The sequence below is a fragment of the Streptomyces sp. NPDC005302 genome, from assembly GCF_040607345.1.
GTDB lineage: Bacteria > Actinomycetota > Actinomycetes > Streptomycetales > Streptomycetaceae > Streptomyces.
On the sequence record NZ_JBEXGN010000003.1, the window covers coordinates 44,275 to 69,195 of the forward strand.

A 24,921-nucleotide genomic window follows, 5' to 3' on the forward strand; every position below is an offset into this window, starting at 1 on the left:
GTCCCCTCCGCCCCGATCGTCCCGGCCCACCGACCCCCCGGCCCCGCCCACCCCGACCTCCCGGCCCATAGGCCCGCGGGCACCGTGGCCCGCACGCATCACCGTGATCGCCGTGTTCGCCGTGTCCGTCGTGTTTGCCGAAGCGGCAACATCGCTCGCGACGGCGGGGGCGTTCGACCAGGATCGGAAGCGATCTTGGTGCAGCGCCCGGTGCCCGGTTCGTGGCACCCGGCGCCCGCACGAGCAGGACCGAGGCCCGTGGAGGACCCATGCCGCAGCAGATGCCGGACGTCACGCACCGGGTGGTTCCCGGACCCGCGGGCCGGATCCATCTCGTCGAGCGGGGCGAGGGGCCGCTGGTCCTTCTCGTGCACGGCTTTCCGGAGTTCTGGTACTCGTGGCGCCATCAACTGCCGGCCCTTGCCGCGGCCGGGTACCGGGCGGTCGCCGTCGACGTGCGCGGGCACGGCCGCTCGTCCCGGCCCGAGGCGGTCGAGGCGTACCGGCTGCCCGACCTGGTCGAGGACAACGTGGCCGTCGTGCGGGCGCTGGGCGAACAGCACGCGGTGATCGTCGGGCACGACGTGGGGGCGAACATCGCGGCCGGCTCCGCGCTGCTGCGCCCCGACGTGTTCCGGGCCGTGGGGCTGCTCAGCGTCCCCTACGCGCCGCGGGGCGGCCCGCGGCCCTCCGAGATCTTCGCGGCCATGGGAGGAGAGGAGGAGTTCTACGTCTCCCGCTTCCAGCGTCCGGGCCGTGCGGAGGCGGAGATCGAGCCGGACGTACGCGGCTGGCTCGCGGGCTTCTACGCCGCCATGTCCGGCGACACGATGCCCCCGCCCGGCGCGCCCGACCCGCACTTCGCCGCACCCGGCGGCACGGTCCGTGACCGCTTCCCCGCCGATGTCCGCCCCGGCTGGCTCGGTGCGGAGGAACTCGACGTCTACGCGGCCGAGTTCGAGCGCACCGGCCTGACCGGGGCGCTCAACCGCTACCGCAACATGGACCGGGACTGGGAGGACCTCGCCGACCACGACGGTGCCCCGATCACCCAGCCCTCGCTGTTCATCGGCGGTGCCCTGGACGCCTCCACCACGTGGATGGCCGGCGCCATCGAGGCCTTCCCCGTCACGCTGCCGGGCCTGGTCTCCTCGCACGTCCTCGACGGCTGCGGCCACTGGGTCCAGCAGGAGCGCCCCGGGGAGACGAGCCGGCTGCTGACCGAGTGGCTCGGCGTGATCGGCCGCGCCACCCCGTAGCGACCCGGGCCCCACGGCGGCTACCGCTGTTCGGCGAGCTGCGGGTACAGGGCGCTGAGGTCGCCCGAGAGGCCCGCCTTGACCTGGCGGGTCACCGCGTCGGCGAGGACCTCGTGGGCGTCCGCCTCGATGCCGTCGAGAGCCTCCGCCGCGACGCTGTGCGCGGAGACCTTGGGCACGTCGAGGCCCGCGGTCAGGTCGGTGTCGACGTAGCCGACGTGCAGACCGGTGACCTTGATGCCGCGCGGCCGGAGTTCCAGACGCAGCGCGTTGCTCTGCGACCACAGCGCGGCCTTGGAGGCGCTGTATCCGTCCGTACCGGGGACCGTCATCCACGACAGCACCGAGTGGACGGTCAGGATGTGTCCGCCGCCGTTGCGCTCCAGGACCGGGACGAACGCCCGGGTGGCGAGCAGGGGGCCGTAGAAGTTGATGTCGAACTCGCGCCGCACGTCCTCGACGGGGGAGTCGAGGAAGGACGTCCGTCCCGATCCGCCCGCGTTGTTGATCAGGATCGTGACGTCCTGGGCCCGCTCGGCGGCGGCCGCGACCGACGCGGGGTCGGTGGCCTCCAGCGCCAGCGGCACCGCGTCGGGGTGGGTGACCGACTTCGGGTCGCGGGCGGTCGCGTACACCTTGGCGGCGCCCCGCTCGTAGAGGGACTCCACGAGTGCCTTGCCGATGCCGCGGCTGCCGCCGGTCACCAGTGCCACGGAACCTTCGATGCTGGTCATGAGCTTTCCCCTTTCGGAAACCGATCGGTTTCCTTCGTCTCCGGGAACTGTAAACCGATCGGTTTCCGAATGGCAACAGGAGAACGTAGGCTGTCCCCATGACACAGGCGACACCGACCGTGACCGGGGCCTCCTCGACCGCTGCCTCCACGACCCGGGACCGACTGCTCGACGCCGCGGCCGGGCTCTTCTACCGCGAGGGGGTCGGCATCGGCGTCGAGGCGCTGTGCCGCGAGGCCGGGGTCTCCAAGCGCTCGATGTACCAGCTGTTCGGCAGCAAGGACGAGGTGCTGGCGGCGAGCCTGGAACGCAGCGCGCCCGCCCACCAGGCGTTCCTGGTGCCCGGTGCCGACGACCGCTCGCCGCGGGCACGCATCCTGCACGTCTTCGAGCGCCTGGAGGAGCTGGCCGACGGCCCGGACTTCCTCGGCTGCCCCTTCGTGTCCGTCACCGCCGAACTGAAGGCGCCGGACCACCCCGCGAGCCTGGTCGCCCGCCGGTGCAAGGACACCCTGACCGCGTTCTTCGAGGAGGAGGCGGAGCGCGGCGGTGCCGACGACCCCGCGCTGCTCGCCCGCCAGCTGACCGTCACCTTCGACGGATCGGGCGTCCGTGCCGTCATGCAGGGCCGCGGACTCGACGGCCTCGCGGTCACGATGGCCGGCACCCTCCTCGACACCGCGGGCGTCGGTGACGCGAAAGAGACCGTCCCGCGGCCGTCCGGCACCTCCGGCTGACCTCCCTCGGTCACCTCCGCCGGCACGAAAAAACCCGAGCCCACCTGCGGCGTCGGCGGTACGTTGTGGGGGCGCGCCGAGACCAGGCGTCGCCCCCGCGGCCGATCGCGGCGCGGCGTGGCCACGGGCCGCCGGGCCGCGGGAGAGCCCGCGATGGCGGCCCCGAGGCGCGCTCGCCCATCGCTGCGGCCGGGCGGCGCCGGAGAGGTGTGCACCCGTGTGCGCCGAACCGTCGATCCGCAGGAGTTCTCGCAGCTCAGAAGACGTTTCGAGGCAGACGACAGTGTTCCTGACGATCAGTACCACCGGTACCCCAGAGCGCCCAGCGACCGATCTCGGCTTTCTGCTGCACAAGCATCCCGACAAGGCGCAGACGTTCTCGACGTCCTACGGCACGGCCCACGTCCTCTACCCCGAGGCGACCGCCGAGCGGTGCACCGCCGCCCTGCTCCTGGAGGTCGACGCGGTGGCCCTGGTCCGGCGCGGCAAGGGCAAGGGGCGCGGCGGCGCCCCCGACGCCGCGCTCGCGCAGTACGTCAACGACCGCCCGTACGCCGCCTCCTCGCTGCTCGCCGTCGCGCTGAGCGCCGTCTTCTCCAGCGCGATGAAGGGCCAGTGCGCCGCCCGGCCCGAACTGCCCGCCGAGACCCGGCCGCTGCGCGTCGAGGTGCCCGCACTGCCCGCGCGCGGCGGCGCCGACCTCGTCCGCGCCCTCTTCGAACCGCTCGGCTGGACCGTGTCGGCCGAGGCCGTTCCGCTGGACCCGCAGTTCCCGGAGTGGGGCGACTCCCGCTATGTGCGACTGGAGTTGGAGGCACGCGGCCTGACGGTCGCCGAGGCGCTGCGCCACCTCTACGTCCTGCTTCCGGTCCTCGACGACGCCAAGCACTACTGGGTGGCGTCCGACGAGGTCGACAAGCTGCTGCGCGCGGGCGAGGGCTGGCTGCCCGACCACCCGGAGCAGAAGCTGATCACCAGCCGCTACCTGTCCCGGCGTTGGTCACTGACCCGGGAGGCCATGGAGCGGCTCGAACTCGTCCGCCTCGCCGAGACCGACGACACCGACGTCGCGGAGATCGACAACGCGGTCGACGAGGAGACCGACACCGAGGAGAAGCCGGTGCCGCTCGCCGTGCTGCGCCGGGACGCGATCCTCGCCGCGCTGCACACGTCCGGCGCGAGCCGGGTCCTCGACCTCGGCTGCGGGCAGGGCCAGTTGGTGCAGGCGCTCCTCAAGGACACCCGGTTCACCGAGATCGTCGGCGTCGACGTGTCGGTGCGCGCGCTCACCATCGCCGCGCGCCGGCTCAAGCTGGACCGCATGGGCGAGCGGCAGGCCGCACGCGTCCAGCTCGTCCAGGGCTCGCTCGCCTACACCGACCGCCGGCTCAAGGGGTACGACGCCGCCGTGCTCAGCGAGGTCATCGAGCACCTCGACCTGCCCCGGCTGCCCGCCCTGGAGTACGCGGTGTTCGGTTCAGCACGCCCCCGGACCGTCCTGGTGACCACCCCGAACGTCGAGTACAACGTCCGCTGGGAGACCCTCCCGGCCGGACACAGCCGGCACGGCGACCACCGCTTCGAATGGACCCGCGAGGAGTTCCGCGGCTGGTCCCGCACGGTAGCCGAACGGCACGGCTACGCCGTGGAGTTCACCCCCGTCGGTCTCGACGACCCCGAGGTCGGACCGCCGACCCAGATGGCCGTCTTCACCCTGGCCACAGCCACCCCGACCGCGAACAAGGAGGAGAAGGCGGCATGAGCGACGAGACCTACCAGGGGCGCGTCCTGCCCGTGACCGACCTCTCCCTCGTGGTGCTGGTCGGCGCCTCGGGATCCGGCAAGTCCACCTTCGCCCGGCGCCACTTCAAGCCGACGGAGGTCATCTCCAGCGACTTCTGCCGCGGCCTGGTCGCCGACGACGAGAACGACCAGAGCGCCAGCGGCGACGCCTTCGACGTCCTGCACTACATCGCGGGCAAGCGGCTCGCGGCCGGCCGCCGGACCGTCGTCGACGCGACCAGCGTCCAGCAGGACAGCCGTCGGCAGCTGATCGAACTCGCCCGCGAGCACGACGTGCTGCCCATCGCGATCGTCCTCGACGTACCCGAGGAGGTGTGCGCCGAACGGAACGCCGCACGCACCGACCGCGCCGAGATGCCACGTCGCGTCATCCAGCGCCACATCCGTGAACTGCGGCGTTCCCTGCGGCAGTTGGAGCGTGAGGGCTTCCGCAAGGTGCACGTCCTGCGCGGCGTCGCCGACGTGGAGAACGCCTCGGTCGTGACCGAGAGGCGGTTCAACGACCTGACCCACCTCACCGGCCCCTTCGACATCGTCGGCGACATCCACGGCTGCGCCTCCGAGCTGGAGACCCTGCTCGGCAAGCTCGGCTACGTCGACGGTGCGCACCCCGAGGGCCGTACCGCCGTCTTCGTCGGCGACCTCGTCGACCGCGGACCCGACACCCCCGGCGTGCTGCGCCGTGTGATGTCCATGGTCGGCTCGGGCGACGCCCTGTGCGTCCCCGGCAACCACGAGAACAAGTTCGGCCGCTACCTCAAGGGCCGCAAGGTCCAGCACACGCACGGACTCGCCGAGACCATCGAGCAGATGGACGCGCAGAGCGACGAGTTCCGCGCCTCCGTACGGGAGTTCGTCGACGGCCTCGTCAGCCACTACGTCCTCGACGGCGGCCGGCTCGTGGTCTGCCACGCCGGTCTGCCCGAGAAGTACCACGGCCGTACCTCGGGCCGGGTGCGCTCGCACGCGCTGTACGGCGACACCACCGGGGAGACCGACGAGTTCGGCCTGCCGGTGCGCTACCCGTGGGCCGAGGACTACCGGGGGCGTGCCGCCGTCGTCTACGGCCACACCCCCGTTCCCACGGCGACCTGGCTCAACAACACCATCTGCCTGGACACCGGTGCCGTGTTCGGCGGCAAGCTGACCGCGCTGCGCTGGCCGGAGCGTGAACTCGTCGACGTACCGGCCGAGCAGGTCTGGTACGAACCGGCCAAGCCGCTCGCCACCGAGGCGCCGGGCGGTCACGAGGGCCGGCCGCTGGACCTCGCGGACGTGTACGGCCGCCGGGTCGTCGAGACCCGGCACGCCGGCCGGGTGGCCGTCCGTGAGGAGAACGCGGCCGCGGCCCTGGAGGTCATGAGCCGCTTCGCCGTGGACCCGCGGCTGCTCCCGTACCTGCCGCCGACCATGGCCCCGACCGCGACCTCGCACGTCGAGGGCTACCTGGAGCACCCCGCCGAGGCCTTCGCCCAGTACAAGGAGGACGGGGTCGACCGGGTCGTGTGCGAGGAGAAGCACATGGGGTCGCGGGCGGTTGCCCTGGTCTGCCGGGACGTGGACGCGGCGCGTGAGCGGTTCGGCGTGGAGGGTCCCAGCGGGGCCCTGTACACCCGTACCGGACGGCCCTTCTTCGACGACGCCGCCGTCACCGAGGAGATCCTCGGCCGGGTGCGCGCCGCCGCGACCGAGGCCGGACTCTGGGAAGAGCTCGACACCGACTGGGTGCTGCTCGACGCCGAGTTGATGCCGTGGTCGCTGAAGGCGTCCGGGCTGCTGCGCAACCAGTACGCGGCCGTCGGCGCCGCGTCCGGGGCCGTGTTCCCGGGTGCGTTGTCCGCGCTCGAAGGGGCCGCCGCCCGGGGGATCGATGTCGCGGACCTGCTGACGCGTCAGCGTGAACGGGCCGTGGACGCGGACGCGTTCACGGAGGCGTACCGGCGTTACTGCTGGACCACGGACGGCCTCGACGGCGTCCGCCTCGCGCCGTTCCAGATCCTGGCCGTGCGGGGGCGGAGCCTCGCCGCCCTGCCGCACGACGGGCAACTGGCCCTGATCGACCGGCTCGTGGAGCACGACGGCAGTGGACTGCTGCAGACCACCCGGCGGCTCTTCGTCGACACCGGTGACCCGGAGTCGGTGCGGGCCGGTGTCGACTGGTGGCTGGAGATGACGGGCCGTGGCGGCGAGGGCATGGTCGTGAAGCCGGCCGGCGCGCTGGTGCGGAGCGAGAAGGGGCGCCTGGTGCAGCCCGGCATCAAGTGCCGGGGCCGCGAGTACCTGCGGATCATCTACGGCCCGGAGTACACCCGCCCGGAGAACCTGGCCCGCCTGCGGGGCCGTTTCCTGAACCACAAGCGGTCGCTGGCCCTCCGTGAGTACGCCCTCGGCCTGGAGGCCCTGGACCGGCTGGCGGAGGGAGAACCCCTCTGGCGCGTCCACGAGGCGGTCTTCGCCACCCTGGCCCTGGAATCAGAACCGGTGGACCCCCGCCTGTAGCGGGTACCGCTCTCCTCGCCCACCCCCCACCGGGCCGGTGACCCGGCTGCCGGCCGGTGGGGGGTGCCCGCGCAGTTCCCCGCGCCCCTGGGGCCGCCGACGGCGGCGCCAGGGGCGGCCGTAGGCCGCCTGGGGGCGCGGGGAACGGCGCGAGCAACCCCCACGGGCGGTCAGTCGACGGTCGACCCGGCCGCTGGCTTGGACAGGGCCTGCACATGGCATCCGGGGGAGGAGGCCAAGGGGCGCGGGGAACTGCGCGATCAGCCCCCACCGGCGGTCGGCCGATCATCGACCGGGTCGCGGGCAGGAGGGGCCCGCACGTGGCATCCAGGGGAGGCAGGTCAAGGGGCCCGGGGAACCGGGCTCGGCCCCGACCGGGCCGCGGCCCCGATCACCCCACCAGCCGCAGCCGAACCCCCGCCACCCCCACCCGAACGGTCTGACCCCACGTCAGTTCCACCGCGTCCCCCTCCATCCCGTCCCCGAACACGATGAGCCGGTCCGACTCGACGGTGAGACACAGCCGCCCCTCGGCGGTCAGCTCACCGGCCACCAGCGACGTACCGGTGGCCGGCGACGGCCACGCCTCGCGGACGAACCACAGCAGCCGCCGGTCCGTCCGGCCGGGCAACGCGGGCCCCCCGCCGCGCTCCTGCCACACCGACCGCAGCCACCCGCTCGCACCGGTCCCGGTCCCCACCAGAACCCCGCTGGAGGCCTGGGGCTCGACGGCACCCCCGTACTCGTCGAGCCCCAGCCGATAGCGGACCGTCTGATGGCCCGCGGCTCCGAGGTAGATCTCGTTGAGGGCGACCAGCCGCTGCGTGTCGTCGGCGACCGCCTCGACCATGGTCAGTTCGTCGGCCGCGCCCGTGAACGCGGAGCCGAGCAGCGCCTTCGCGTCCCCCGGCCGATGCCGCACCAGCACGCCCGGATTGCGCCCCGGATCGGCGTCGATCCCCACGACGGGCTGGCCCGCCAGGTACTTGGCCACGTTCGCGACCAGCCCGTCCTGCCCGACGACGACCACGACGTCCTCGGGCGCGAACAGGAACCGGTCCAGATCGGCTCGCTCCACCCGCGCCTGACGCCAGGTCAGCGGCACGGCGGCGACCACCTCGGCGAGCGCCGCACGGGCCCGCCGGTGCCGTTCGGCGACCTCCGTGATGTCCCGGCCGCGCGAGGACAGGAAGAACGCGGCCTGCCCGTGCGTACCGTGCCGGGCCACCAACTCCTCGTACTCGCTGGTGCGATGGACGAGGACGACCCGGGGCGCGAGGCTCACGCCTGCTCTCCGCCGGCTCCGTTGCCCAGCTTGGCGAGCAGCCCGGTCAGCACGTCGGGCGACACCGTGACGCTCTCGATCCGCGGCAGGTTCTCCGCGAGCCGGGTGCCGGTGAGGGCGTGCAGCGTGGCGACGTCCACATCGCCGTGCACCCGCAGCCAGGCCGCCTGCGCCTCGGCCCGGGCCGCGCCGACCTCGCGCTCCGCCTGCGCCTCGGCCCCCGCCATCCGCACCTTGCGGCTCGCCTCGGCCTCGGCGAGCCGCAGCGACCGGGTGGCCTCCGCCTCGGCCAGCCGGACCGTGCGGGCGGCCTCCGCCCCGGCGCGCACGGCGTCCGCCGCCGCGTGCTCCTCGGCCTCGCGGCGCGCGTTCGTACCGCGCTGGTCGACCAACTGCTCCTCGCGACGGGCGAGTTCGATCTGGCTGGCGAGTTCGTTCTCGGCGATGGCGCGCTCCCGCTCGACGGCGACCGCCCGGCGTTCGTACGTCGCCTTGTCCGCGTCCTGCTGGATCTGCTCGCGGGCCGGGGTGCGCAGCGCGCGTTCCACCTCGGGCTCCGGGCGCAGCGCGACGACGCGCGCGGCGACCACCTCGATGCCGGTCGCGGGCAGCCGGGGTTCGGCGGCGAGGCCTCCGGCGATCCGCTCCCGGACCGCCGCGACCCCGTCGACCAGGGCGGAGGCCAGCGACGTACGGGCGAGGACGTCGAGAGCGTGCTGCTGGGCCGTCTCGGTCAGCAGCGAGCCCAGCTGTTCGAGCGGGGTGCCGCGCCAGGCGCCCGTGTCGGGGTCGATGGAGAAGTCGAGGCGGGCGGCGGCGAGGGAGGGGTCGCTGATCCGGTACGTGACGGTGGCCTGTACGGCGACGTCCTGGAAGTCGGAGGTCCGGGCGTGGAAGGTCATCGCCAGCTCGCGGTCGTCCACCGGGATCTCGGACAGGGCGGCGGTCAGCGAGCGGTACCAGAAGCTGAGGCCCGGGCCGTCGTGCACCAGCTGCCCCGAGCGGTGGTGCCGGACGTGGGCGGTGGGCCCCCCGCGCAGATGGCGCCAGCCAAGACGGCGGGTGATGTCGGCCATGAGTACCCCCTCGGCGCCGGACGTTCCCGGCGACCTGTCGTTCCCTGTTGTCGTCACCGAGACGATAAGCGCGGGTCACCTTTATCGTCAAGGGGACGAAATGAATGCGACGCGGCTCACGGCGATCCGCGGGTGAACGCGCGTCCGGATGGTCAGGATGGAGGCATGGGATTCCATGTCGACTCCGAGGCCGGGCGGCTGCGCCGCGTCATCCTGCACAGACCCGACCTCGAGCTCAAAAGGCTCACCCCCAGCAACAAGGACGCCCTCCTCTTCGACGACGTCCTGTGGGTGCGCCGGGCGCGCGCCGAGCACGACGGGTTCGCCGACGTGCTGCGTGACCGCGGTGTCGCCGTCCACCTCTTCGGGGACCTGCTGGCCGAGACCCTCGCGATCCCGGCGGCCCGGTCGCTCGTGCTGGACCGGGTCTTCGACGAGAAGGAGTACGGCCCGCTCGCCACCGACCACCTCCGGGCGGCCTTCGAGACCCTGCCCGCGCCGGAGCTGGCCTCGGTCCTCGTCGGAGGCATGACCAAGCGGGAGTTCCTGGACGCGCACCCGGAGCCCACCTCCGTGCGCTTCCACGTCATGGATCTCGACGACTTCCTGCTCGGCCCGCTGCCCAACCACCTCTTCACCCGGGACACCTCCGCCTGGATATACGACGGGGTCTCCATCAACGCGATGCGCTGGCCGGCCCGGCAGCGCGAGACCGTGCACTTCGAGGCGATCTACCGGCACCACCCGCTCTTCCGCGACGAGGGCTTCAACCTCTGGTCGGAGGGGCAGGCCGACTACCCGTCCACGATCGAGGGCGGCGACGTCCTCGTCATCGGCAACGGCGCGGTGCTGATCGGCATGAGCGAGCGGACGACACCCCAGGCCGTCGAGATGCTCGCGCACAAGCTGTTCGCGGCGGGCTCGGCGACCACGATCGTGGCGCTCGACATGCCGAAGCGGCGCGCGTTCATGCACCTCGACACCGTGATGACGATGGTCGGCGGCGACACCTTCACCCAGTACGCGGGCCTCGGCATGCTCCGCTCGTACACCATCGAGCCCGGCGCGGGGGAGAAGGAGCTGAAGGTCACCGACCACCCCCCGGAGCACATGCACCGCGCCATCGCCGCGGCGCTCGGCCTCGACGCGATCCGGGTCCTGACCGCCACCCAGGACGTGCACGCGGCCGAGCGGGAGCAGTGGGACGACGGGTGCAACGTCCTCGCCGTCGAGCCGGGTGTCGTGATCGCCTACGAACGCAACGCCACGACCAACACGCATCTGCGCAAGCAGGGCATCGAGGTCATCGAGATCCCCGGCAGCGAGCTGGGACGGGGCAGGGGCGGCCCGCGCTGCATGAGCTGCCCCGTCGAACGCGACCCCGTCTAGGCAGGCAGGCAGGCAGGCAGGCGGGCAGGCCGGCCGGTCCCGTCCTGGCGGGCGAGGGGGCGGTGAGCGGGCGGCGACGTGTGGTGGAGGTCGGTGAGGGGCGTCGGGGGGCGTTCCTCAGGCCGGCTCGGGCCGGTTGTGGGGGCCCGGGCGGGGGTCTCCGGGTGAAGTCGAACACGAGGCCGTATATAAATGCCGAGCGTCGTATAGAATTCCAAACGTCCCGCCCTCGTCCCCCGTATCCCTGGAGCGCCCCCATGGCGACAGTCCCGACCGCCCTCGCCGGCCGCCACTTCCTCAAGGAGCTGGACTTCACCGACGAGGAGTTCCTCGGTCTGGTCGAGCTGGCCGCCGGGCTCAAGGCCGCCAAGAAGGCCGGGACGGAGACCCGGCACCTGGCCGGCAGGAACATCGCGCTGATCTTCGAGAAGACCTCCACCCGTACGCGCTGCGCCTTCGAGGTCGCCGCCGCGGACCAGGGTGCCTCGACGACGTATCTGGACCCCTCCGGATCGCAGATGGGCCACAAGGAGTCCGTGAAGGACACGGCGCGGGTGCTGGGCCGCATGTTCGACGCCATCGAGTACCGCGGCGACAGCCAGGCCTCCGTCGAGGAGCTGGCCGCCTACGCGGGCGTGCCCGTCTACAACGGCCTCACCGACGACTGGCACCCCACCCAGATGCTGGCCGACGTCCTCACCATGAGCGAGCACTGTTCCAAGCCGCTCGGCGAGACCGTTTTCGCCTACCTCGGCGACGCCCGCTTCAACATGGGCAACTCCTACCTCGTCACCGGCGCGCTGCTCGGCATGGACGTCCGCATCGTCGCCCCGCGCGCCTACTGGCCCGCCGACGAGATCGTCGCGCAGGCCCGCGAGCTGGCCCAGAAGAGCGGCGCCCGCATCACCCTCACCGAGCACATCGCCGACGGTGTCCGCGGCGCGGACTTCGTCGTCACCGACGTGTGGGTCTCCATGGGCGAGCCCAAGGAGGTGTGGGCGGAGCGCATCGGCGCCCTCTCCCCGTACGCCGTGACCATGGACGTGCTGCGCCTGACCGGCAACCCCGACGTCAGGTTCCTGCACTGCCTCCCGGCCTACCACGACCTCGGCACCGAGATCGGCCGCGAGATCCACGCGGCCCACGGCCTCGATTCGCTGGAGGTCACCGACGAGGTCTTCGAGTCCGCGCACTCCGTCGTCTTCGACCAGGCGGAGAACCGGCTGCATACGATCAAGGCGGTCCTGGTCGCCACTCTGGCCTGAAATCCTTCGTACGATGTCCGTCGGGCCTTGGAATCATCCCTTCCGAGGCCTGTCGCGCGACACACCCCGTCGCACCGCACCACCAGAAACGAGCACCACCCCGCATGCCCGCTCCCCGTATCAAGTCCCCCGCTCACCTGATAGCCGAGTCCGGCGCCGACCTCGAAGGCAACGGACTCAAGCGCACGATGGGGCTCTTCCAGCTCATCTGCTTCGGTGTCGGCGCCATCGTCGGCACCGGCATCTTCGTCGGACTCTCCGACTCGGTCGCCCAGGCCGGACCCGCCGTGGTCGTCTCCTTCCTCCTCGCCGCGATCACCTGCGTCTTCACCGCGTTCGCCTTCGCGGAGCTGGGCGGCGCCATCCCGGTCTCCGGATCGTCGTACTCCTTCGCCTACGCCGGACTCGGTGAGAGCACGGCCTTCCTGGTCGGCTGGTGCCTGCTCCTGGAGTACGGCGTCTCCGTGTCGGCCGTCGCGGTCGGCTGGAGCCAGTACGTCAACGAGCTGCTCGTCAGCGTCACCGGCCTGCACCTGCCCGACATGCTCTCCGCCGGCCCGTCCGACGGCGGGATCATCAACCTCCCGGCCGTCGTCGTGATCGCGCTCGCCTCGGTCCTGCTGGTGCGCGGTGTCCGCGAGAGCGCCCGCGCGACGGCCGCGATGGCCGTGCTGAAGCTCGTCGTGCTCGTGCTGTTCTGCGCGATCGGGTTCAGCGCCTTCAAGGACGGCAACCTCACACCGTTCTCGCCCGCCGGACTCGGCGGCATCGGCGCCGGCACCACGGCCGCGTTCTTCTCGTACATCGGCTTCGACGCCATCACCACCGCCGGCGAGGAGGCCAAGAACCCCCGCCGGAACATCCCCATCGCCATCCTGGTCTGCATCGGCGTGGTCACCGTGCTGTACTGCGCCGTGGCCCTCGCCGCGATCGGCGCCATCGGCGGGGACAAGGTCGGCAGCAGGCCCGCCGCACTGTCCTACGTCGTCAACGAGGTGACCGGCTCCACCATCGGCGGCGGGGTCATCGCCTTCGGCGCGGTCGTCGCCATCGCCTCCGTGGTGCTCGCCGTGATGTACGGCCAGACCCGGATCCTGATGTCGATGTCCCGCGACGGCCTGGTCCCGCGCGTCTTCGAGAAGGTCTCCCCGAAGACGTCGACGCCGGTCGCCGGCACGCTGATCGTCGCGCTCGTCTTCGCGCTCCCCGCGGCCTTCGCGTCGCTGGACTCCGTGGTCAACCTGTGCACCATCGGCACACTCGCCGTGATGGTGGCCGTGAACATCGCGGTGATCGCGCTGCGCCGCCGCGAGCCGGACCTCGCGCGCACCTTCCGGGTGCCGCTCTACCCCGTGGTGCCGGTGCTCGGCGTGGGCTTCTGCCTCTACCTGATGTACGAGACCGGCTGGACGACCTGGATCCAGTTCGCCGGGTTCCTGGCGGCCGGATTCCTGGTGTACGTCGTCTACGGGCGCCGCAACTCCCGGCTGGCCCGTGCCGGGGCCGACGCGGCCGTCAGCGCACCGGACGCCGCTGAGCGGGAACCACAGGCAGTCTGAACCAGACCGCCTTGCCGGAGTCGGTGGGGCGGTGCCCGCAGGACGAGCTGAGGGTGCGGATCAGCAGCAGGCCGCGCCCGTGCTCCTGCCAGGGATCGGGCTCGGCCGGGTGCGGGACCGTGAGGTCGCCCGGCGGCGCCGGGTCGGGGTCGTGCACCTCGACCTGGCAGCCGGTCGGCAGCAGCTCCACGACCAGCTCTATCGGCCCGTCGCCCGCGGTGTGCTCGACGGCGTTCGCGACCAGCTCCGCGGTGAGCAGCTCCGCGGTGTCACTGTCGGCCGCGTGCTCCAGCTCGGCGAGTGCGGTACGGACCAGCGCACGGGCGACGGGCACGGCCGCGACGGAGTGCGGCAGCGCGATGCGCCAGGAGGCGGGGGCGGGGGTGTCGTGCAAGGCGGGTCCGTTCATGGAGCAGGCTGTCCTGCTTTCAACCTTAGGAATGGTACGGCTCTGTCGGGCAAACGTGCTCGGCGGGCTTTCTCCGGACATCTGCCACTGTGTCCCCGGGCCGTCCGGGGCTCCTTTCGGGACGTTCGGTCCGATACGGGGCTCTGTACCCAGGGGAACGGTCCCCCTCCCGTGTCTGCTCCCGCCGTTACACGGCTATCGAAGATCCGTGACCCGGTGACGGACGCGGCGACCGTTCTCCCGTCCCTCCAGGACCCTCGGGCCCCGGCTCCCCCTCGTGGCGCGGGCCACGCGGCGCGGGTCCGGACCCGATACGCCCCGACCGGCCTATCGCGCACTCGTGACGACAGTCACGGATAGGTGATAACTTCGGAGGGCAGTCGCAGCGTCGCCCCCGCCCGAGGAGGCCGCACCTCATGAGTCCCTTCACCGGCTCCGCCGCCCGCACCCCCGAGTGGGAGCACCTGGGCTACGAGCTCACCGACGGCGTCGCCACGGTCACCCTGGCCCGCCCCGAGAAGCTCAACGCCCTCACCTTCGGCGCCTACGCCGACCTGCGGGACCTGCTCGCCGAGCTGTCCCGCGAACGGTCCGTCCGCGCCCTGGTGCTGGCCGGCGAGGGGCGCGGATTCTGCTCCGGCGGCGACGTCGACGAGATCATCGGCGCGACCCTCGCCATGGACACCGCCCAGCTCCTCGACTTCAACCGGATGACCGGCCAGGTGGTCCGCGCCGTCCGGGAGTGCCCGTTCCCGGTGATCGCCGCGGTGCACGGCGTCGCCGCGGGCGCCGGAGCCGTACTCGCGCTCGCCGCCGACTTCCGGGTCGCCGACCCGAGCGCCCGGTTCGCCTTCCTCTTCACCCGCGTCGGCCTGTCCGGCGGCGACATGGGCGCCGCCTATCTGCTGCCCCGCGTGGTCGGGCTCGGCCACGCGACACGGCTGCTGATGCTCGGCGAGCCCGTGCGCGCGCCGGAGGCCGAACGCATCGGCCTGATCAGCGAACTCACCGACGAGGGGCACGCCGACGAGGCCGCGCAGGCCCTGGCCCGCCGGCTCGCCGAGGGCCCAGCCCTCGCCCACGCCCAGACCAAGGCACTGCTCACCGCCGAACTGGACATGCCGCTCGCCGCCGCCGTCGAAATGGACGCGGCGACCCAGGCCCTCCTCATGCACGGCGAGGACTACGCCGAGTTCCACGCCGCGTTCACCGAGAAGCGGGCACCGAAGTGGCGGGGGAGGTGACCGGCGGATGCGCGCGGACGACGGACACGGGAACCGGACCGCCGACACGGGCGCCGGGCGTCACCCAGGAGCCGGAAGGGGCGCGCTGCGCGTCGCGGTGATCGGCGGCGGACCCGGCGGGCTCTACGCCGCGGCCCTCCTCAAGCGCCTCGACCCGGCCCGCGAGATCACCGTCTGGGAGCGCAACGCCCCCGAGGACACCTTCGGCTTCGGTGTCGTCCTGTCCGACGAGACCCTCGGCGGCATCGAACACGCCGACCCGGTCGTCTACGCGGCGCTCCGCGAGGAGTTCGTCCGCTGGGACGACATCGACGTCGTGCACCGCGGTGTCCGGCACACCTCCGGCGGCCACGGCTTCGCCGCCCTCGGCCGCCGCCGGCTCCTCGCGATCCTGCACGAACGCTGCCGCTCCCTCGGCGTCGACCTCCGCTTCCGTACCGAGGCCCCGCCCGTGGCCGACCTGATGACCGCCTACGACCTCGTGGTCGCCGCCGACGGCGTGGGCAGCCTCACCCGCGCGGCGTACGCGGACGTGTTCCGCCCGTCCGTCGAGGAGCACCGCTGCCGCTACATCTGGCTGGCCGCGGACTTCGCCCTCGACGCCTTCCGCTTCGAGATCGCCGAGACCGAACACGGCGTGATGCAACTGCACGGCTACCCGTTCGCGGCCGACGCCTCCACCGTCATCGTCGAGATGCGCGAAGAGGTCTGGCGGGCGGCGGGGTTCGCGGACCTCGACGAGAGCGGGTCCGTCGAGCGGTGCGGCAAGATCTTCGCGGACGTGCTCGGCGGACGCCCGCTCACCTCCAACAAGTCGGCGTGGACGCGCTTCCGCACGGTCGTCAACTCCCGCTGGTCGCACGGCAATCTGGTACTGCTCGGCGATGCCGCGCACACCGCGCACTTCTCCATCGGCTCCGGCACCAAGCTCGCCGTCGAGGACGCGCTCGCGCTGGCCGCCTGCCTGGAGGAGCAGCCCTCGCTCGACCGGGCGCTGGCCGCCTACGAGGAGGAGCGGCGCCCCGTCGTCGCCTCCACCCAGCGGGCCGCCCGCGCCAGCCTGGAGTGGTTCGAGGACATCGACCGCCATCTCGGCCAGCCCTCACGGCAGTTCGCGTTCAACCTGCTCACCCGCAGCCGCCGTGTCACGCACGACAACCTGCGGCTGCGCGACCCGCACTTCGTGGCCGCGGTCGAGCGGGAGTTCCACTGCCCGCCCGGAACGCCTCCGATGTTCACCCCGTTCCGGCTGCGCGGCCTGACCCTGCGCAACCGGGTCGTCGTCTCGCCGATGGACATGTACTCCGCCGAGGACGGCGTGCCCGGCGACTTCCATCTCGTCCACCTGGGAGCACGCGCCCTCGGCGGCGCCGGACTGGTGATGACCGAGATGGTGTGCGTCAGCGCCGAGGGCCGCATCACGCCCGGCTGTGCCACGCTCCAGACGCCCCGGCAGGCCGACGCCTGGCGGCGGATCGTCGACTTCACGCACCGGCAGGCGCCCGGTACCGCCATCGGTCTCCAGCTCGGCCACGCGGGCCGCAAGGGCTCGACCCGGCTGATGTGGGAGGGCATCGACGAGCCCCTGCCGGACGGCAACTGGCCGCTCGTGGCCGCCTCCGCACTCCCGTACCGGCGGGACAGCCAGACCCCCCGCGAACTGACCCGTGCCCAACTCACCGACCTGCGGCAGCAGTTCACCGAGGCCGCCTGCCGCGCCGCCCGCTGCGGCTTCGACCTCCTCGAACTGCACTGCGCCCACGGCTATCTGCTCTCCGGCTTCCTCTCCCCGCTGACCAACCGGCGTACCGACGCCTACGGCGGTTCGCTGGAGAAGCGGCTCCGCTTCCCGCTCGAAGTCTTCGACGCGGTACGGGCCGTGTGGCCGGAGGAGCGGCCGATGACCGTGCGCATCTCGGCCACCGACTGGGCCGAGGGCGGCACCACCGGTGACGACGCGGTCGCCGTCGCACGGGCCTTCGCCGCGCACGGCGCCGACGCGATCGACGTGTCGACCGGCCAGGTGGTCGCGGACGAACGCCCCGACTACGGCCGCTCGTACCAGACTCCGTACGCCGACCGGATCCGTCACGAGACCGGCGTCCCGGTGATCGCCGTCGGCGCGATCTCCTCCTGGGACGACGTCAACTCCCTGATCCTCGCGGGCCGGACGGATCTGTGCGCGCTCGCCAGGCCGCACCTGTACGACCCGAACTGGACGCTCCACGCGGCGGCCGAACAGGGCTACGAGGGACCGGGCGTCAGCTGGCCGGAGCCCTACCGTGCGGGCAGCAGACGTCCGCAGACCGGCCGGACGGACGCGCCCCGACCCCGTCTCACACTGGGGTCGTGAGCCGGGGAGCGGGGGAGGGGGCGGCGGAGGCCGGTTTCCGGGTCACTCCGCCGCGGGGTGCTCCGACCGCGGGGACACCCCGGCGAACTCGCCGCCCGCGTCCCGCAGTCGCTCGTGCAGGGCGCCGAAGACCTGGGCCGAGCGGGAGCCCGGCCAGTCCTCGGGCAGGAGGCCGGCGGGCAGTCCCGGGTCGGTGTAGGGAAGATGGCGCCAGGAGTCCAGGGCGAGCAGATAGTCCCGGTAGGCGTCCTCGTGCACCATGTCCGCGCGTGCCTCCCAGGCCCGCAGGACGGGCTCGTGCCGGTCGAGGAACGCCTCGTGCTCCTTGGCGATCGCGGCCAGGTCCCACCAGCGGGCGACCGCGTCGGCCGTCGCGGCGAACCCGAGGTGGTCACCGCGGAACAGCTCGACGTACGGGTCGAGGCGCAACCGCTCCAGGGTGTGCCGGGTCTCCTCGTACAGCCGGGCGGGGGCGAGCCACACGCCGGGCGCGGCCGTGCCGAAGCCGAGGCCGGCGAGCCGTGAGCGCAGGACGTGCCTCTTCTGCCGCTCCGACTCGGGCACGGAGAAGACGGCGAGCACCCAGCCGTCGTCCGCCGGCGCCGCGGACGCGTACACCCGGCGGTCGCCGTCGTCGAGCAGCTGCCGTGCGTCCGGCGACAGCGCGTACCCCGCCGCGCCCCCTGTCGTGCGCGCCGGTTCGAGGAGCCCGCGACGCTTCAGCCGGGACACCGACGAACGGACGGAGGGCGCGTCCACGCCGACCGCCGCGAGCAGCCGGATCAACTCGGCCACGGGCACCGGACCGGGCATGAAGCGGCCGTACGCGCCGTAGAACGTGACGATGAGGGAGCGGGGAGCGTGCAGGTCTGACACGTCGATCACTCTAGTGCTCGAAGATCACTTGGGACCGCCGTGGGGGGACATATCACCCTCCGGTGCGGCTGGTGACGGTGCGTCAGCGACCGTTTCCGCGCGCAGCAGGAACCGCTGGAGCTTTCCCGTTGCGGTACGCGGCAGCGCGTCCAGGAAGACGATCGCGCGGGGGCACTTGTACGGCGCCAGCTCGGCCTTCAGGAAGACGCGCAGCTCCTCGGCGTCCTGGCGGGCACCCTCCTTCAGCACCACATGGGCCACCACGATCTGACCGCGCTCCTCGTCGGCCCGTCCGACGACCGCCGCCTCGACCACGTCGGGGTGCCGCAGCAGTGCGTCCTCGACCTCGGGGCCCGCGATGTTGTACCCGGCCGAGATGATCATGTCGTCGGCGCGGGCCACGTAGCGGAAGTAGCCGTCGGGGTCGCGCACGTAGGTGTCGCCGGTGATGTTCCAGCCGCCGCGCACGTACTCCCGCTGCCGGGGGTCCGCGAGGTAGCGGCAGCCGACCGGGCCGCGCACCGCGAGCAGTCCCGGCTCGCCGTCCGGCAGCGCGGTCCCGTCGGCGTCGACGACGCGCGCGTGCCAGCCGGGCACCGGCAGGCCGGTCGTTCCGGGGCGGATGTCCCCGTCGGCGGCGGAGATGAAGATGTGCAGCAGCTCGGTCGCGCCGATCCCGTTGATGATGCGCAGCCCGGTGCGCTCGTGCCAGTCCCGCCAGGTGGCCGCCGGGAGGTTCTCGCCCGCGGACACGCAGCGTCGCAGCGAGCCGGTGTCGTGGCCGTCCAGCTCCGTGAGCATCGCCCGGTAGGCGGTCGGTGCCGTGAACAGGACGGAGACCCGGTGCTCGGCGATCGCGGGCAACAGCTGGCGGGGGCCCGCCTGTTCGAGCAGCAGGGAGCTGGCTCCGGCGCGCAGGGGGAAGACGACGAGCCCGCCGAGTCCGAAGGTGAAGCCCAGCGGCGGGCTGCCCGCGAAGACGTCGTCCTCACGCGGGCGCAGCACATGCTCGGAGAAGGTGTCCGCCGTCGCCAGCAGGTCGCGGTGGAAGTGCATGCAGCCCTTGGGCCGGCCGGTGGTGCCGGAGGTGAAGGCGATCAGCGCCACGTCGTCGGCGGCCGTGTCCGCCGGTTCGAAGGGCTCGTCGGGCGCGCCGGTGATGCGCAGCAGCAGGTCGTCCGCCGCGTCACCGCCGTACGGCGTGATCCGCAGGCCGGGGACGCCCGCCCGCGCCAGGTCGTCGACCGAGCGGAGGTCGCACAGGGCGTGGGTCACCCGGGCGATCCCGCAGATGGTCCGCAGCTCGTGCGGCCGCTGCTGGGCGAGCACGGTGACCGCGACGGCGCCCGCCTTCAGCACCGCAAGCCAGCACGCGGCCAGCCACGGGGTGGTGGGGCCGCGCAGCAGCACCCGGTTGCCGGGGACGACGCCCAGCTGGCCGGTGAGGACGTGGGCGATGCGGTCGACGCGGTCGCGCAGGTGCCCGTACGTCCAGGGCGGACCGGACGGGGTGTGGAAGGCGGGGCGTCCGGGATCGGTGCCGGCGAGGAGTTCGGCGGCGCAGTTCAGCCGGTCGGGGTAGCGCAGCGCGGGCAGGTCGAAGAGGAGCTCGGGCCACTGCTCGGGGGGCGGGAGATGGTCGCGCGCGAAGGTGTCGACGTGCGCCGAGTGTGCGGGTGCCAAGGTGTCCGCGGGGTCCACGGGATGCATGGCGGTTCGCCCCCTTGCCTTTGTGGGCTGCCTTCGTGGGCGTCGTGGTGGGCTCGCACAAGGAGCGTATCGTGTTGGTGACGACAGTCAACGGTTCGCGATAACGTGGGACGGAGTCCGACGGGGAGAGGGACCGGCAATGACCGCATTCTCACTTGAACCAGGACAGACCGCCTGGTGTGCCGAGCTGCGCACGCTGGCCGCCGACCACCTGCGTCCGCTGGCCGACAAGGGCGAGCCGGGCCACGTCAACCGCCCGCTGGTCGCCGAACTCGGCCGACTCGGCCTGCTCGGCCGCCTGTTCACCTCCGGCGCCCTCGACCTCTGCCTGATGCGTGAGTCCCTCGCCCAGGTCTGCACCGAGGCCGAGACCGCGCTCGCCCTTCAGGGGCTGGGCGCCCATCCGGTCCACGCCCACGGCACCGCCGCCCAGCGCGAGCGCTGGCTGCCGCGCGTGGCGGACGGCGACGCGGTGGCCGCCTTCGCGCTGAGCGAGCCCGGCGCCGGCTCCGACGCGGCCGCGCTGGCGCTCCGCGCGGACGAGGACGGCTCTGGAGGCTGGCGGCTCACCGGCGAGAAGTGCTGGATCTCCAACGCCCCCGAGGCGGACCTCTACACCGTCTTCGCGCGGACCGGGCCGGCCGCCGGCGCCCGCGGCGTCACCGCGTTCCTCGTCCCGGCCGACCGCCCCGGTCTCACCGGCACCCCGCTCGACCTGCTCTCCCCGCACCCCATCGGCGCCCTCGCCTTCGACGCCGTCCCCGTCACCACGGACGATCTCCTCGGCGAGCCCGGCCACGGCTTCCGGGTCGCCATGGGCACCCTCAACCTCTTCCGGCCCAGCGTGGGCGCCTTCGCCGTCGGCATGGCCCAGGCCGCGCTGGACGCCACCCTCGTCCACACCGCGCGACGCGACGCGTTCGGCGGCCCGCTCAAGGACCTCCAGACCGTGTCCCACCAGGTGGCCGAGATGGCGCTGCGCACGGAGGCGGCCCGCCTGATGGTGTACGCGGCGGCCGCGGCCCACGACGCCGGGGCCGCGGATGTCCCCCGCCGCGCGGCCATGGCCAAGCTGCTCGCCACCGAGACCGCCCAGTACGTCGTCGACGCCGCCGTCCAACTGCACGGAGCACGCGCCCTGCAACACGGCCACCTCCTCGAACACCTCTACCGCGAGGTGCGCGCGCCGCGTATCTACGAAGGAGCGAGCGAGGTCCAACGGGCCGTCATCGCGAAGGAGTTGTACCGGCAGGACGCACAGGTCCAGCCGACCGGAACGGAGACCGCATGACCGCCGACCGAGTCAACCCGCCCGAGCTGTCCCCGCCGGCCGGCTTCTCCCACGCCGTCGTCGCCACCGGCTCCCGCGTCGTCTTTTTGGCCGGGCAGACCGCGCTCGACGGCGACGGGAAGGTGGTGGGGGAGACCCTGCCCCTCCAGTTCGAACGGGCGCTGACGAACCTGCTGACCGCGCTGCGCGCGGCGGGCGGCGCCCCCGCCGACCTGGCCCGGGTCACCGTCTACGCCACGGACGTCGCCGACTACCGGCTCGACGCGCCCGAACTCGGCCGCATCTGGCACCGGTTGGCGGGCCGCGACTACCCCGCGATGGCCGTCATCGGCGTCACGCGGCTCTGGGACGAACGGGCGATGGTCGAACTCGACGGCTTCGCCGTGCTCCCGTAGGACGAGAACGGATCAGGCGGCGACGGTCAGCTGTCCGGCGAGCACCCGGTGCGGAGCGACCACGCTGCCGTCGGGAAGCAGTTCACCGCTGTCGTCGAAGACGATCGCGCCGTTGCACAGGAGATTCCAGCCCTGCTCGGGGTGGGCCGAGACGATGTGCGGGGCGACGGAGTCCACGGACGGGCACGAAGACCGGTGGGAACACATGGTGCACCTCCACGTCGGATGCGAAGAGTGTCGGCGGCGTTGTCGTCGCCCTCGCATGTACAGACCATGCGCGCCGCGCGAACTCACCGGAACAGCGGGCGGTGAAGCGTGACAACACGGGGACAACTCTCGAACGCGGCCGGGACGGACGTGTCCAACTCGCCACCAATGGGGTGATGATCACCGGCCCCGGGGCGTCGGACCGGTACCTGTTGAGCGCTCGCTCCCGGGCCCTCAGCGGGCCCCGTTCCAGGAGGTACCCCATGTTCGTCCGCCAGACCGTCGGTACGGCCGCCGCCGCGGCGCTGTTGCTGCTGCTCGCCCCGTCCGCCGTCGCCCGGTCCGCCGCCTTCGACGAGGTGACCGTCGACCCCACCGCCACGGTCGCCGCCGACGGCACCATCACCCTCTCCGGCACCTACCGCTGCGCCGGTGCCGCCGGACCCGTGTTCGTGTCCTCGTCGGTGTCCCAGAGCGATCCCCGCGTCCACCAGGGCATCGGCGGCTCCTCGGCGCTCTGCGACGGCGCCGAGCACCGCTGGACCAACTCCGAGAAGCGCGCCCAGGGCACGCTGGTCCCGGGACCGGCCCACGTCGAGGCCACCCTGACAGAACTGGCCGGCACCGGCCTCCCCCTCCCCACGTTCCACGCGAGCCGGGAGCAGGACGTGACGGTCGTGCGGGGCTGAGCCCGGCCAGAGCGCACCGTGTCCGACGGGACACGCGAGTGCCGCCGTACCCGGCCCCGTCCTGCGTGTTCAGCAGGCCGGGGCCGGTCACGACGGCACCTGTGTGAGCCGTGCTCAGATGTCCCGGAAGATCTCGATCTGCGCGCCGATCGAGTTCAGGCGCTCCGCGAGGTCCTCGTAGCCGCGGTTGATGACGTAGACGTTGCGCAGCACCGAGGTGCCGTCGGCGGCCATCATCGCGAGCAGGACGACCACGGCGGGGCGCAGCGCGGGCGGGCACATCATCTCGGCGGCGCGCCAGCGCGTCGGGCCCTCGACCAGGACGCGGTGCGGGTCGAGGAGCTGGAGCCGGCCGCCGAGGCGGTTGAGGTCCGTCAGGTAGATCGCCCGGTTGTCGTAGACCCAGTCGTGGATCAGCGTCTTGCCCTGCGCGGAGGCCGCGATGGCCGCGAAGAACGGGACGTTGTCGATGTTCAGACCGGGGAACGGCATCGGGTGGATCTTGTCGATGGGCGCCTCCAGCTTGGAGGGCCGCACGGTCAGGTCCACCAGCCGGGTACGTCCGTTGTCCGCGTAGTACTCGGGCGTGCGGTCGTGGTCGAGACCCATCTCCTCCAGGACCGCGAGCTCGATCTCCAGGAACTCGATCGGGACCCGGCGCACCGTCAGCTCCGACTCGGTGACCACGGCGGCGGCGAGCAGGCTCATCGCCTCGACCGGGTCCTCGGAGGGCGAGTAGTCGACGTCGACGTCGATGTTCGGCACGCCGTGCACGGTGAGCGTCGTGGTGCCGATGCCCTCCACCCGTACGCCCAGGGCCTCCAGGAAGAAGCACAGGTCCTGGACCATGTAGTTGGACGAGGCGTTGCGGATGACGGTCACGCCGTCGTGGCGGGCGGCGGCGAGCAGCGCGTTCTCGGTGACGGTGTCTCCGCGCTCGGTCAGCACGATCGGCCGCCCGGGAGTGACGGACCGGTCGACCTGCGCGTGGTAGAGCCCCTCGGTCGCCGCGATGTCGAGCCCGAACCGGCGCAGCGCGATCATGTGCGGCTCGATGGTCCGGGTGCCGAGGTCGCAACCGCCCGCGTACGGCAGCTTGAAGGCGTCCAGGCGGTGCAGCAGCGGACCCAGGAACATGATGATGGAGCGCGTGCGGCGCGCGGCCGCCGCGTCGATCGCCTCCATGTCCAGCTCGCTCGGCGGCACGATCTCCAGGTCGACGCCCCCGTTGATCCAGCGGGTGCGGACACCGATCGAGCCGAGCACCTCCAGCAGGCGGTACACCTCTTCGATGCGGGCGACCCGGCGCAGCACCGTGCGCCCCTTGTTCAGCAGCGTCGCGCACAGCAGCGCGACACACGCGTTCTTGCTGGTCTTGACGTCGATCGAGCCGGACAGGCGACGTCCGCCGACGACGCGCAGATGCATCGGACCCGCGTAGCCGAGCGAGACGATCTCGCTGTCCAGCGCTTCACCGATACGGGCGATCATCTCAAGGCTGATGTTCTGGTTGCCGCGCTCGATGCGATTGACGGCGCTCTGACTGGTGCCGAGCGCCTCGGCAAGCTGCGCCTGTGTCCAGCCCCGGTGTTGCCGGGCGTCACGGATGAGCTTGCCGATACGTACGAGGTAGTCGTCTGCCATGGCGCGACCGTATATCGGATGTGAGATAAAAAGAAATGGAGCGCCGCCTTCCGGGTGACGGGCTCCATCGACTGGTGGGGGTAGGCGAGTTCGGGTATGCGGGCCCGGCGCGCGACAGCACGGCGGCGACCGCCGAGGGGCTCCCGAAGGTGCCGCCCGTCGACGTCGCCGCCGGTGAGTGCCGTGAAGAAGAGCGTCTGTGACGGTTCGTCGAGACTGGCGCCCTATGTCGCGCTTGCGTCACTTCGCCTTGCGGGTCTTGCGCCAGCCGAACGGACCCGGCAGGTCCATCGACGTCGTCCGGCGCCCGGTGGTGCTGTGCGTGTACCTCGGGCCGTGGTCGCCGCCCGTGGTGATGGACATCGACTTGCGGTTGATGTTCAGTCGCACGCCGGGAAAGATCTTGAAGCTCTTGCGGAATGTGAGCGGCATGACGGCCCCTTCGCCTCGGTTGCGCCGGGCGATCCCGGCAGAACACCTGGTACCCCGAAAGTGCT

22 protein-coding genes are annotated in these 24,921 nt (G+C 72.4%); 13 read left to right on the plus strand and 9 right to left on the minus strand.

Translation table 11 applies throughout. The annotated features are described in order from the left end of the window. The first annotated feature begins 269 nt into the window (after positions 1-269). Positions 270-1,259 carry an alpha/beta hydrolase gene (locus ABZT74_RS04810; RefSeq protein ID WP_356433413.1) on the plus strand — a complete coding sequence of 330 codons (990 nt, stop codon included), beginning with the start codon at positions 270-272 and terminating at the stop codon, positions 1,257-1,259. Positions 1,260-1,279: 20 nt separating this feature from the next. On the opposite strand, the gene ABZT74_RS04815 is transcribed toward ABZT74_RS04810, so the two are convergent. Continuing rightward, entirely contained in the window at positions 1,280-1,993 is a 714-nt protein-coding gene (locus ABZT74_RS04815; RefSeq protein ID WP_356433414.1) for an SDR family oxidoreductase, read from the minus strand. 98 nt (positions 1,994-2,091) lie between these two features. Here ABZT74_RS04815 and ABZT74_RS04820 point away from each other — a divergent pair, with 98 nt between their 5' ends. The 3 genes from ABZT74_RS04820 to ABZT74_RS04830 all read left to right on the plus strand — a co-directional run bounded on the left by ABZT74_RS04820 (position 2,092) and on the right by ABZT74_RS04830 (position 7,032). Then, positions 2,092-2,730: a TetR/AcrR family transcriptional regulator gene (locus ABZT74_RS04820; protein ID WP_356433415.1), complete on the plus strand. Its 639-nt coding sequence runs from the start codon at positions 2,092-2,094 to the stop codon at positions 2,728-2,730. Between the two features lie 283 nt (positions 2,731-3,013). After that, entirely contained in the window at positions 3,014-4,492 is a 1,479-nt protein-coding gene (locus tag ABZT74_RS04825; protein WP_356433416.1) for a 3' terminal RNA ribose 2'-O-methyltransferase Hen1, read from the plus strand. After that, positions 4,489-7,032: a polynucleotide kinase-phosphatase gene (locus tag ABZT74_RS04830; RefSeq protein ID WP_356433417.1), complete on the plus strand. Its 2,544-nt coding sequence runs from the start codon at positions 4,489-4,491 to the stop codon at positions 7,030-7,032. Before ABZT74_RS04825 ends, ABZT74_RS04830 begins: the two co-directional genes overlap by 4 nt. A 391-nt stretch (positions 7,033-7,423) precedes the next feature. On the opposite strand, the gene ABZT74_RS04835 is transcribed toward ABZT74_RS04830, so the two are convergent. Beyond that, entirely contained in the window at positions 7,424-8,317 is an 894-nt protein-coding gene (locus tag ABZT74_RS04835; RefSeq protein WP_355874918.1) for a hypothetical protein, read from the minus strand. After that, complete coding sequence (locus ABZT74_RS04840) at positions 8,314-9,393, minus strand: SPFH domain-containing protein (protein ID WP_356164950.1); 1,080 nt, start codon at positions 9,391-9,393, stop codon at positions 8,314-8,316. The genes ABZT74_RS04835 and ABZT74_RS04840 overlap by 4 nt, the downstream gene beginning before the upstream one ends. A gap of 165 nt (positions 9,394-9,558) precedes the next feature. Between ABZT74_RS04840 and ABZT74_RS04845 the strand changes: the two genes are divergently transcribed. From ABZT74_RS04845 to ABZT74_RS04855, 3 genes are all read left to right on the plus strand, one after another. Next, positions 9,559-10,782: an arginine deiminase gene (locus ABZT74_RS04845; protein ID WP_356164953.1), complete on the plus strand. Its 1,224-nt coding sequence runs from the start codon at positions 9,559-9,561 to the stop codon at positions 10,780-10,782. Between the two features lie 257 nt (positions 10,783-11,039). Further along, the gene (argF, locus tag ABZT74_RS04850; protein WP_356164955.1) at positions 11,040-12,047 is read left to right on the plus strand and encodes an ornithine carbamoyltransferase; all 1,008 of its coding nucleotides are present in this window, start codon (positions 11,040-11,042) and stop codon (positions 12,045-12,047) included. Positions 12,048-12,151: 104 nt separating this feature from the next. Beyond that, the gene (locus tag ABZT74_RS04855; RefSeq protein WP_356433418.1) at positions 12,152-13,606 is read left to right on the plus strand and encodes an amino acid permease; all 1,455 of its coding nucleotides are present in this window, start codon (positions 12,152-12,154) and stop codon (positions 13,604-13,606) included. Here the strand turns inward: ABZT74_RS04855 and ABZT74_RS04860 are convergent. Then, on the minus strand, positions 13,563-14,015 hold the full coding sequence (locus tag ABZT74_RS04860) for an ATP-binding protein (protein ID WP_355874903.1): 453 nt from the start codon (positions 14,013-14,015) through the stop codon (positions 13,563-13,565). The genes ABZT74_RS04855 and ABZT74_RS04860 overlap by 44 nt on opposite strands. Before the next feature lie 416 nt (positions 14,016-14,431). Here ABZT74_RS04860 and ABZT74_RS04865 point away from each other — a divergent pair, with 416 nt between their 5' ends. Next, the gene (locus ABZT74_RS04865; RefSeq protein WP_355874900.1) at positions 14,432-15,259 is read left to right on the plus strand and encodes an enoyl-CoA hydratase family protein; all 828 of its coding nucleotides are present in this window, start codon (positions 14,432-14,434) and stop codon (positions 15,257-15,259) included. Between the two features lie 85 nt (positions 15,260-15,344). Then, on the plus strand, positions 15,345-17,612 hold the full coding sequence (locus tag ABZT74_RS04870) for a bifunctional salicylyl-CoA 5-hydroxylase/oxidoreductase (RefSeq protein ID WP_356433640.1): 2,268 nt from the start codon (positions 15,345-15,347) through the stop codon (positions 17,610-17,612). Positions 17,613-17,654: 42 nt separating this feature from the next. Here ABZT74_RS04870 and ABZT74_RS04875 read toward each other — a convergent pair whose 3' ends face one another. Together ABZT74_RS04875 and ABZT74_RS04880 are read right to left on the minus strand one after the other, a co-directional pair. After that, on the minus strand, positions 17,655-18,497 hold the full coding sequence (locus tag ABZT74_RS04875; RefSeq protein WP_356164961.1) for a PaaX family transcriptional regulator C-terminal domain-containing protein: 843 nt from the start codon (positions 18,495-18,497) through the stop codon (positions 17,655-17,657). Positions 18,498-18,512: 15 nt separating this feature from the next. Beyond that, the gene (locus ABZT74_RS04880; RefSeq protein WP_356164964.1) at positions 18,513-20,198 is read right to left on the minus strand and encodes an AMP-binding protein; all 1,686 of its coding nucleotides are present in this window, start codon (positions 20,196-20,198) and stop codon (positions 18,513-18,515) included. A 139-nt stretch (positions 20,199-20,337) separates the two neighbouring features. Here ABZT74_RS04880 and ABZT74_RS04885 point away from each other — a divergent pair, with 139 nt between their 5' ends. Together ABZT74_RS04885 and ABZT74_RS04890 are read left to right on the plus strand one after the other, a co-directional pair. Further along, complete coding sequence (locus ABZT74_RS04885) at positions 20,338-21,489, plus strand: acyl-CoA dehydrogenase family protein (RefSeq protein WP_356164966.1); 1,152 nt, start codon at positions 20,338-20,340, stop codon at positions 21,487-21,489. Beyond that, on the plus strand, positions 21,486-21,884 hold the full coding sequence (locus tag ABZT74_RS04890; protein WP_356164969.1) for a RidA family protein: 399 nt from the start codon (positions 21,486-21,488) through the stop codon (positions 21,882-21,884). The genes ABZT74_RS04885 and ABZT74_RS04890 overlap by 4 nt, the downstream gene beginning before the upstream one ends. A gap of 12 nt (positions 21,885-21,896) precedes the next feature. Here the strand turns inward: ABZT74_RS04890 and ABZT74_RS04895 are convergent, their stop codons facing one another. After that, the gene (locus tag ABZT74_RS04895) at positions 21,897-22,091 is read right to left on the minus strand and encodes a DUF5999 family protein (protein WP_355874885.1); all 195 of its coding nucleotides are present in this window, start codon (positions 22,089-22,091) and stop codon (positions 21,897-21,899) included. A gap of 263 nt (positions 22,092-22,354) precedes the next feature. On the opposite strand from ABZT74_RS04895, the gene ABZT74_RS04900 reads away from it, so the two are divergent. Further along, positions 22,355-22,780, plus strand: a complete 426-nt coding sequence (locus ABZT74_RS04900; RefSeq protein ID WP_356164972.1) for a DUF6299 family protein — start codon at positions 22,355-22,357, stop codon at positions 22,778-22,780. A gap of 114 nt (positions 22,781-22,894) precedes the next feature. Here the strand turns inward: ABZT74_RS04900 and ABZT74_RS04905 are convergent, their stop codons facing one another. Further along, a complete protein-coding gene (locus ABZT74_RS04905) occupies positions 22,895-24,424 on the minus strand; it encodes a UDP-N-acetylglucosamine 1-carboxyvinyltransferase (RefSeq protein WP_355874794.1) in 1,530 nt (509 codons plus the stop codon). A 74-nt stretch (positions 24,425-24,498) separates the two neighbouring features. Here ABZT74_RS04905 and ABZT74_RS04910 point away from each other — a divergent pair, with 74 nt between their 5' ends. Then, complete coding sequence (locus ABZT74_RS04910; protein ID WP_355874791.1) at positions 24,499-24,627, plus strand: hypothetical protein; 129 nt, start codon at positions 24,499-24,501, stop codon at positions 24,625-24,627. A gap of 37 nt (positions 24,628-24,664) precedes the next feature. Here ABZT74_RS04910 and ABZT74_RS04915 read toward each other — a convergent pair whose 3' ends face one another. Continuing rightward, positions 24,665-24,856, minus strand: coding sequence for a DUF4236 domain-containing protein (locus tag ABZT74_RS04915; protein WP_081219920.1), 192 nt, complete (start codon positions 24,854-24,856; stop codon positions 24,665-24,667). Between the last annotated feature and the right edge of the window lie 65 nt (positions 24,857-24,921).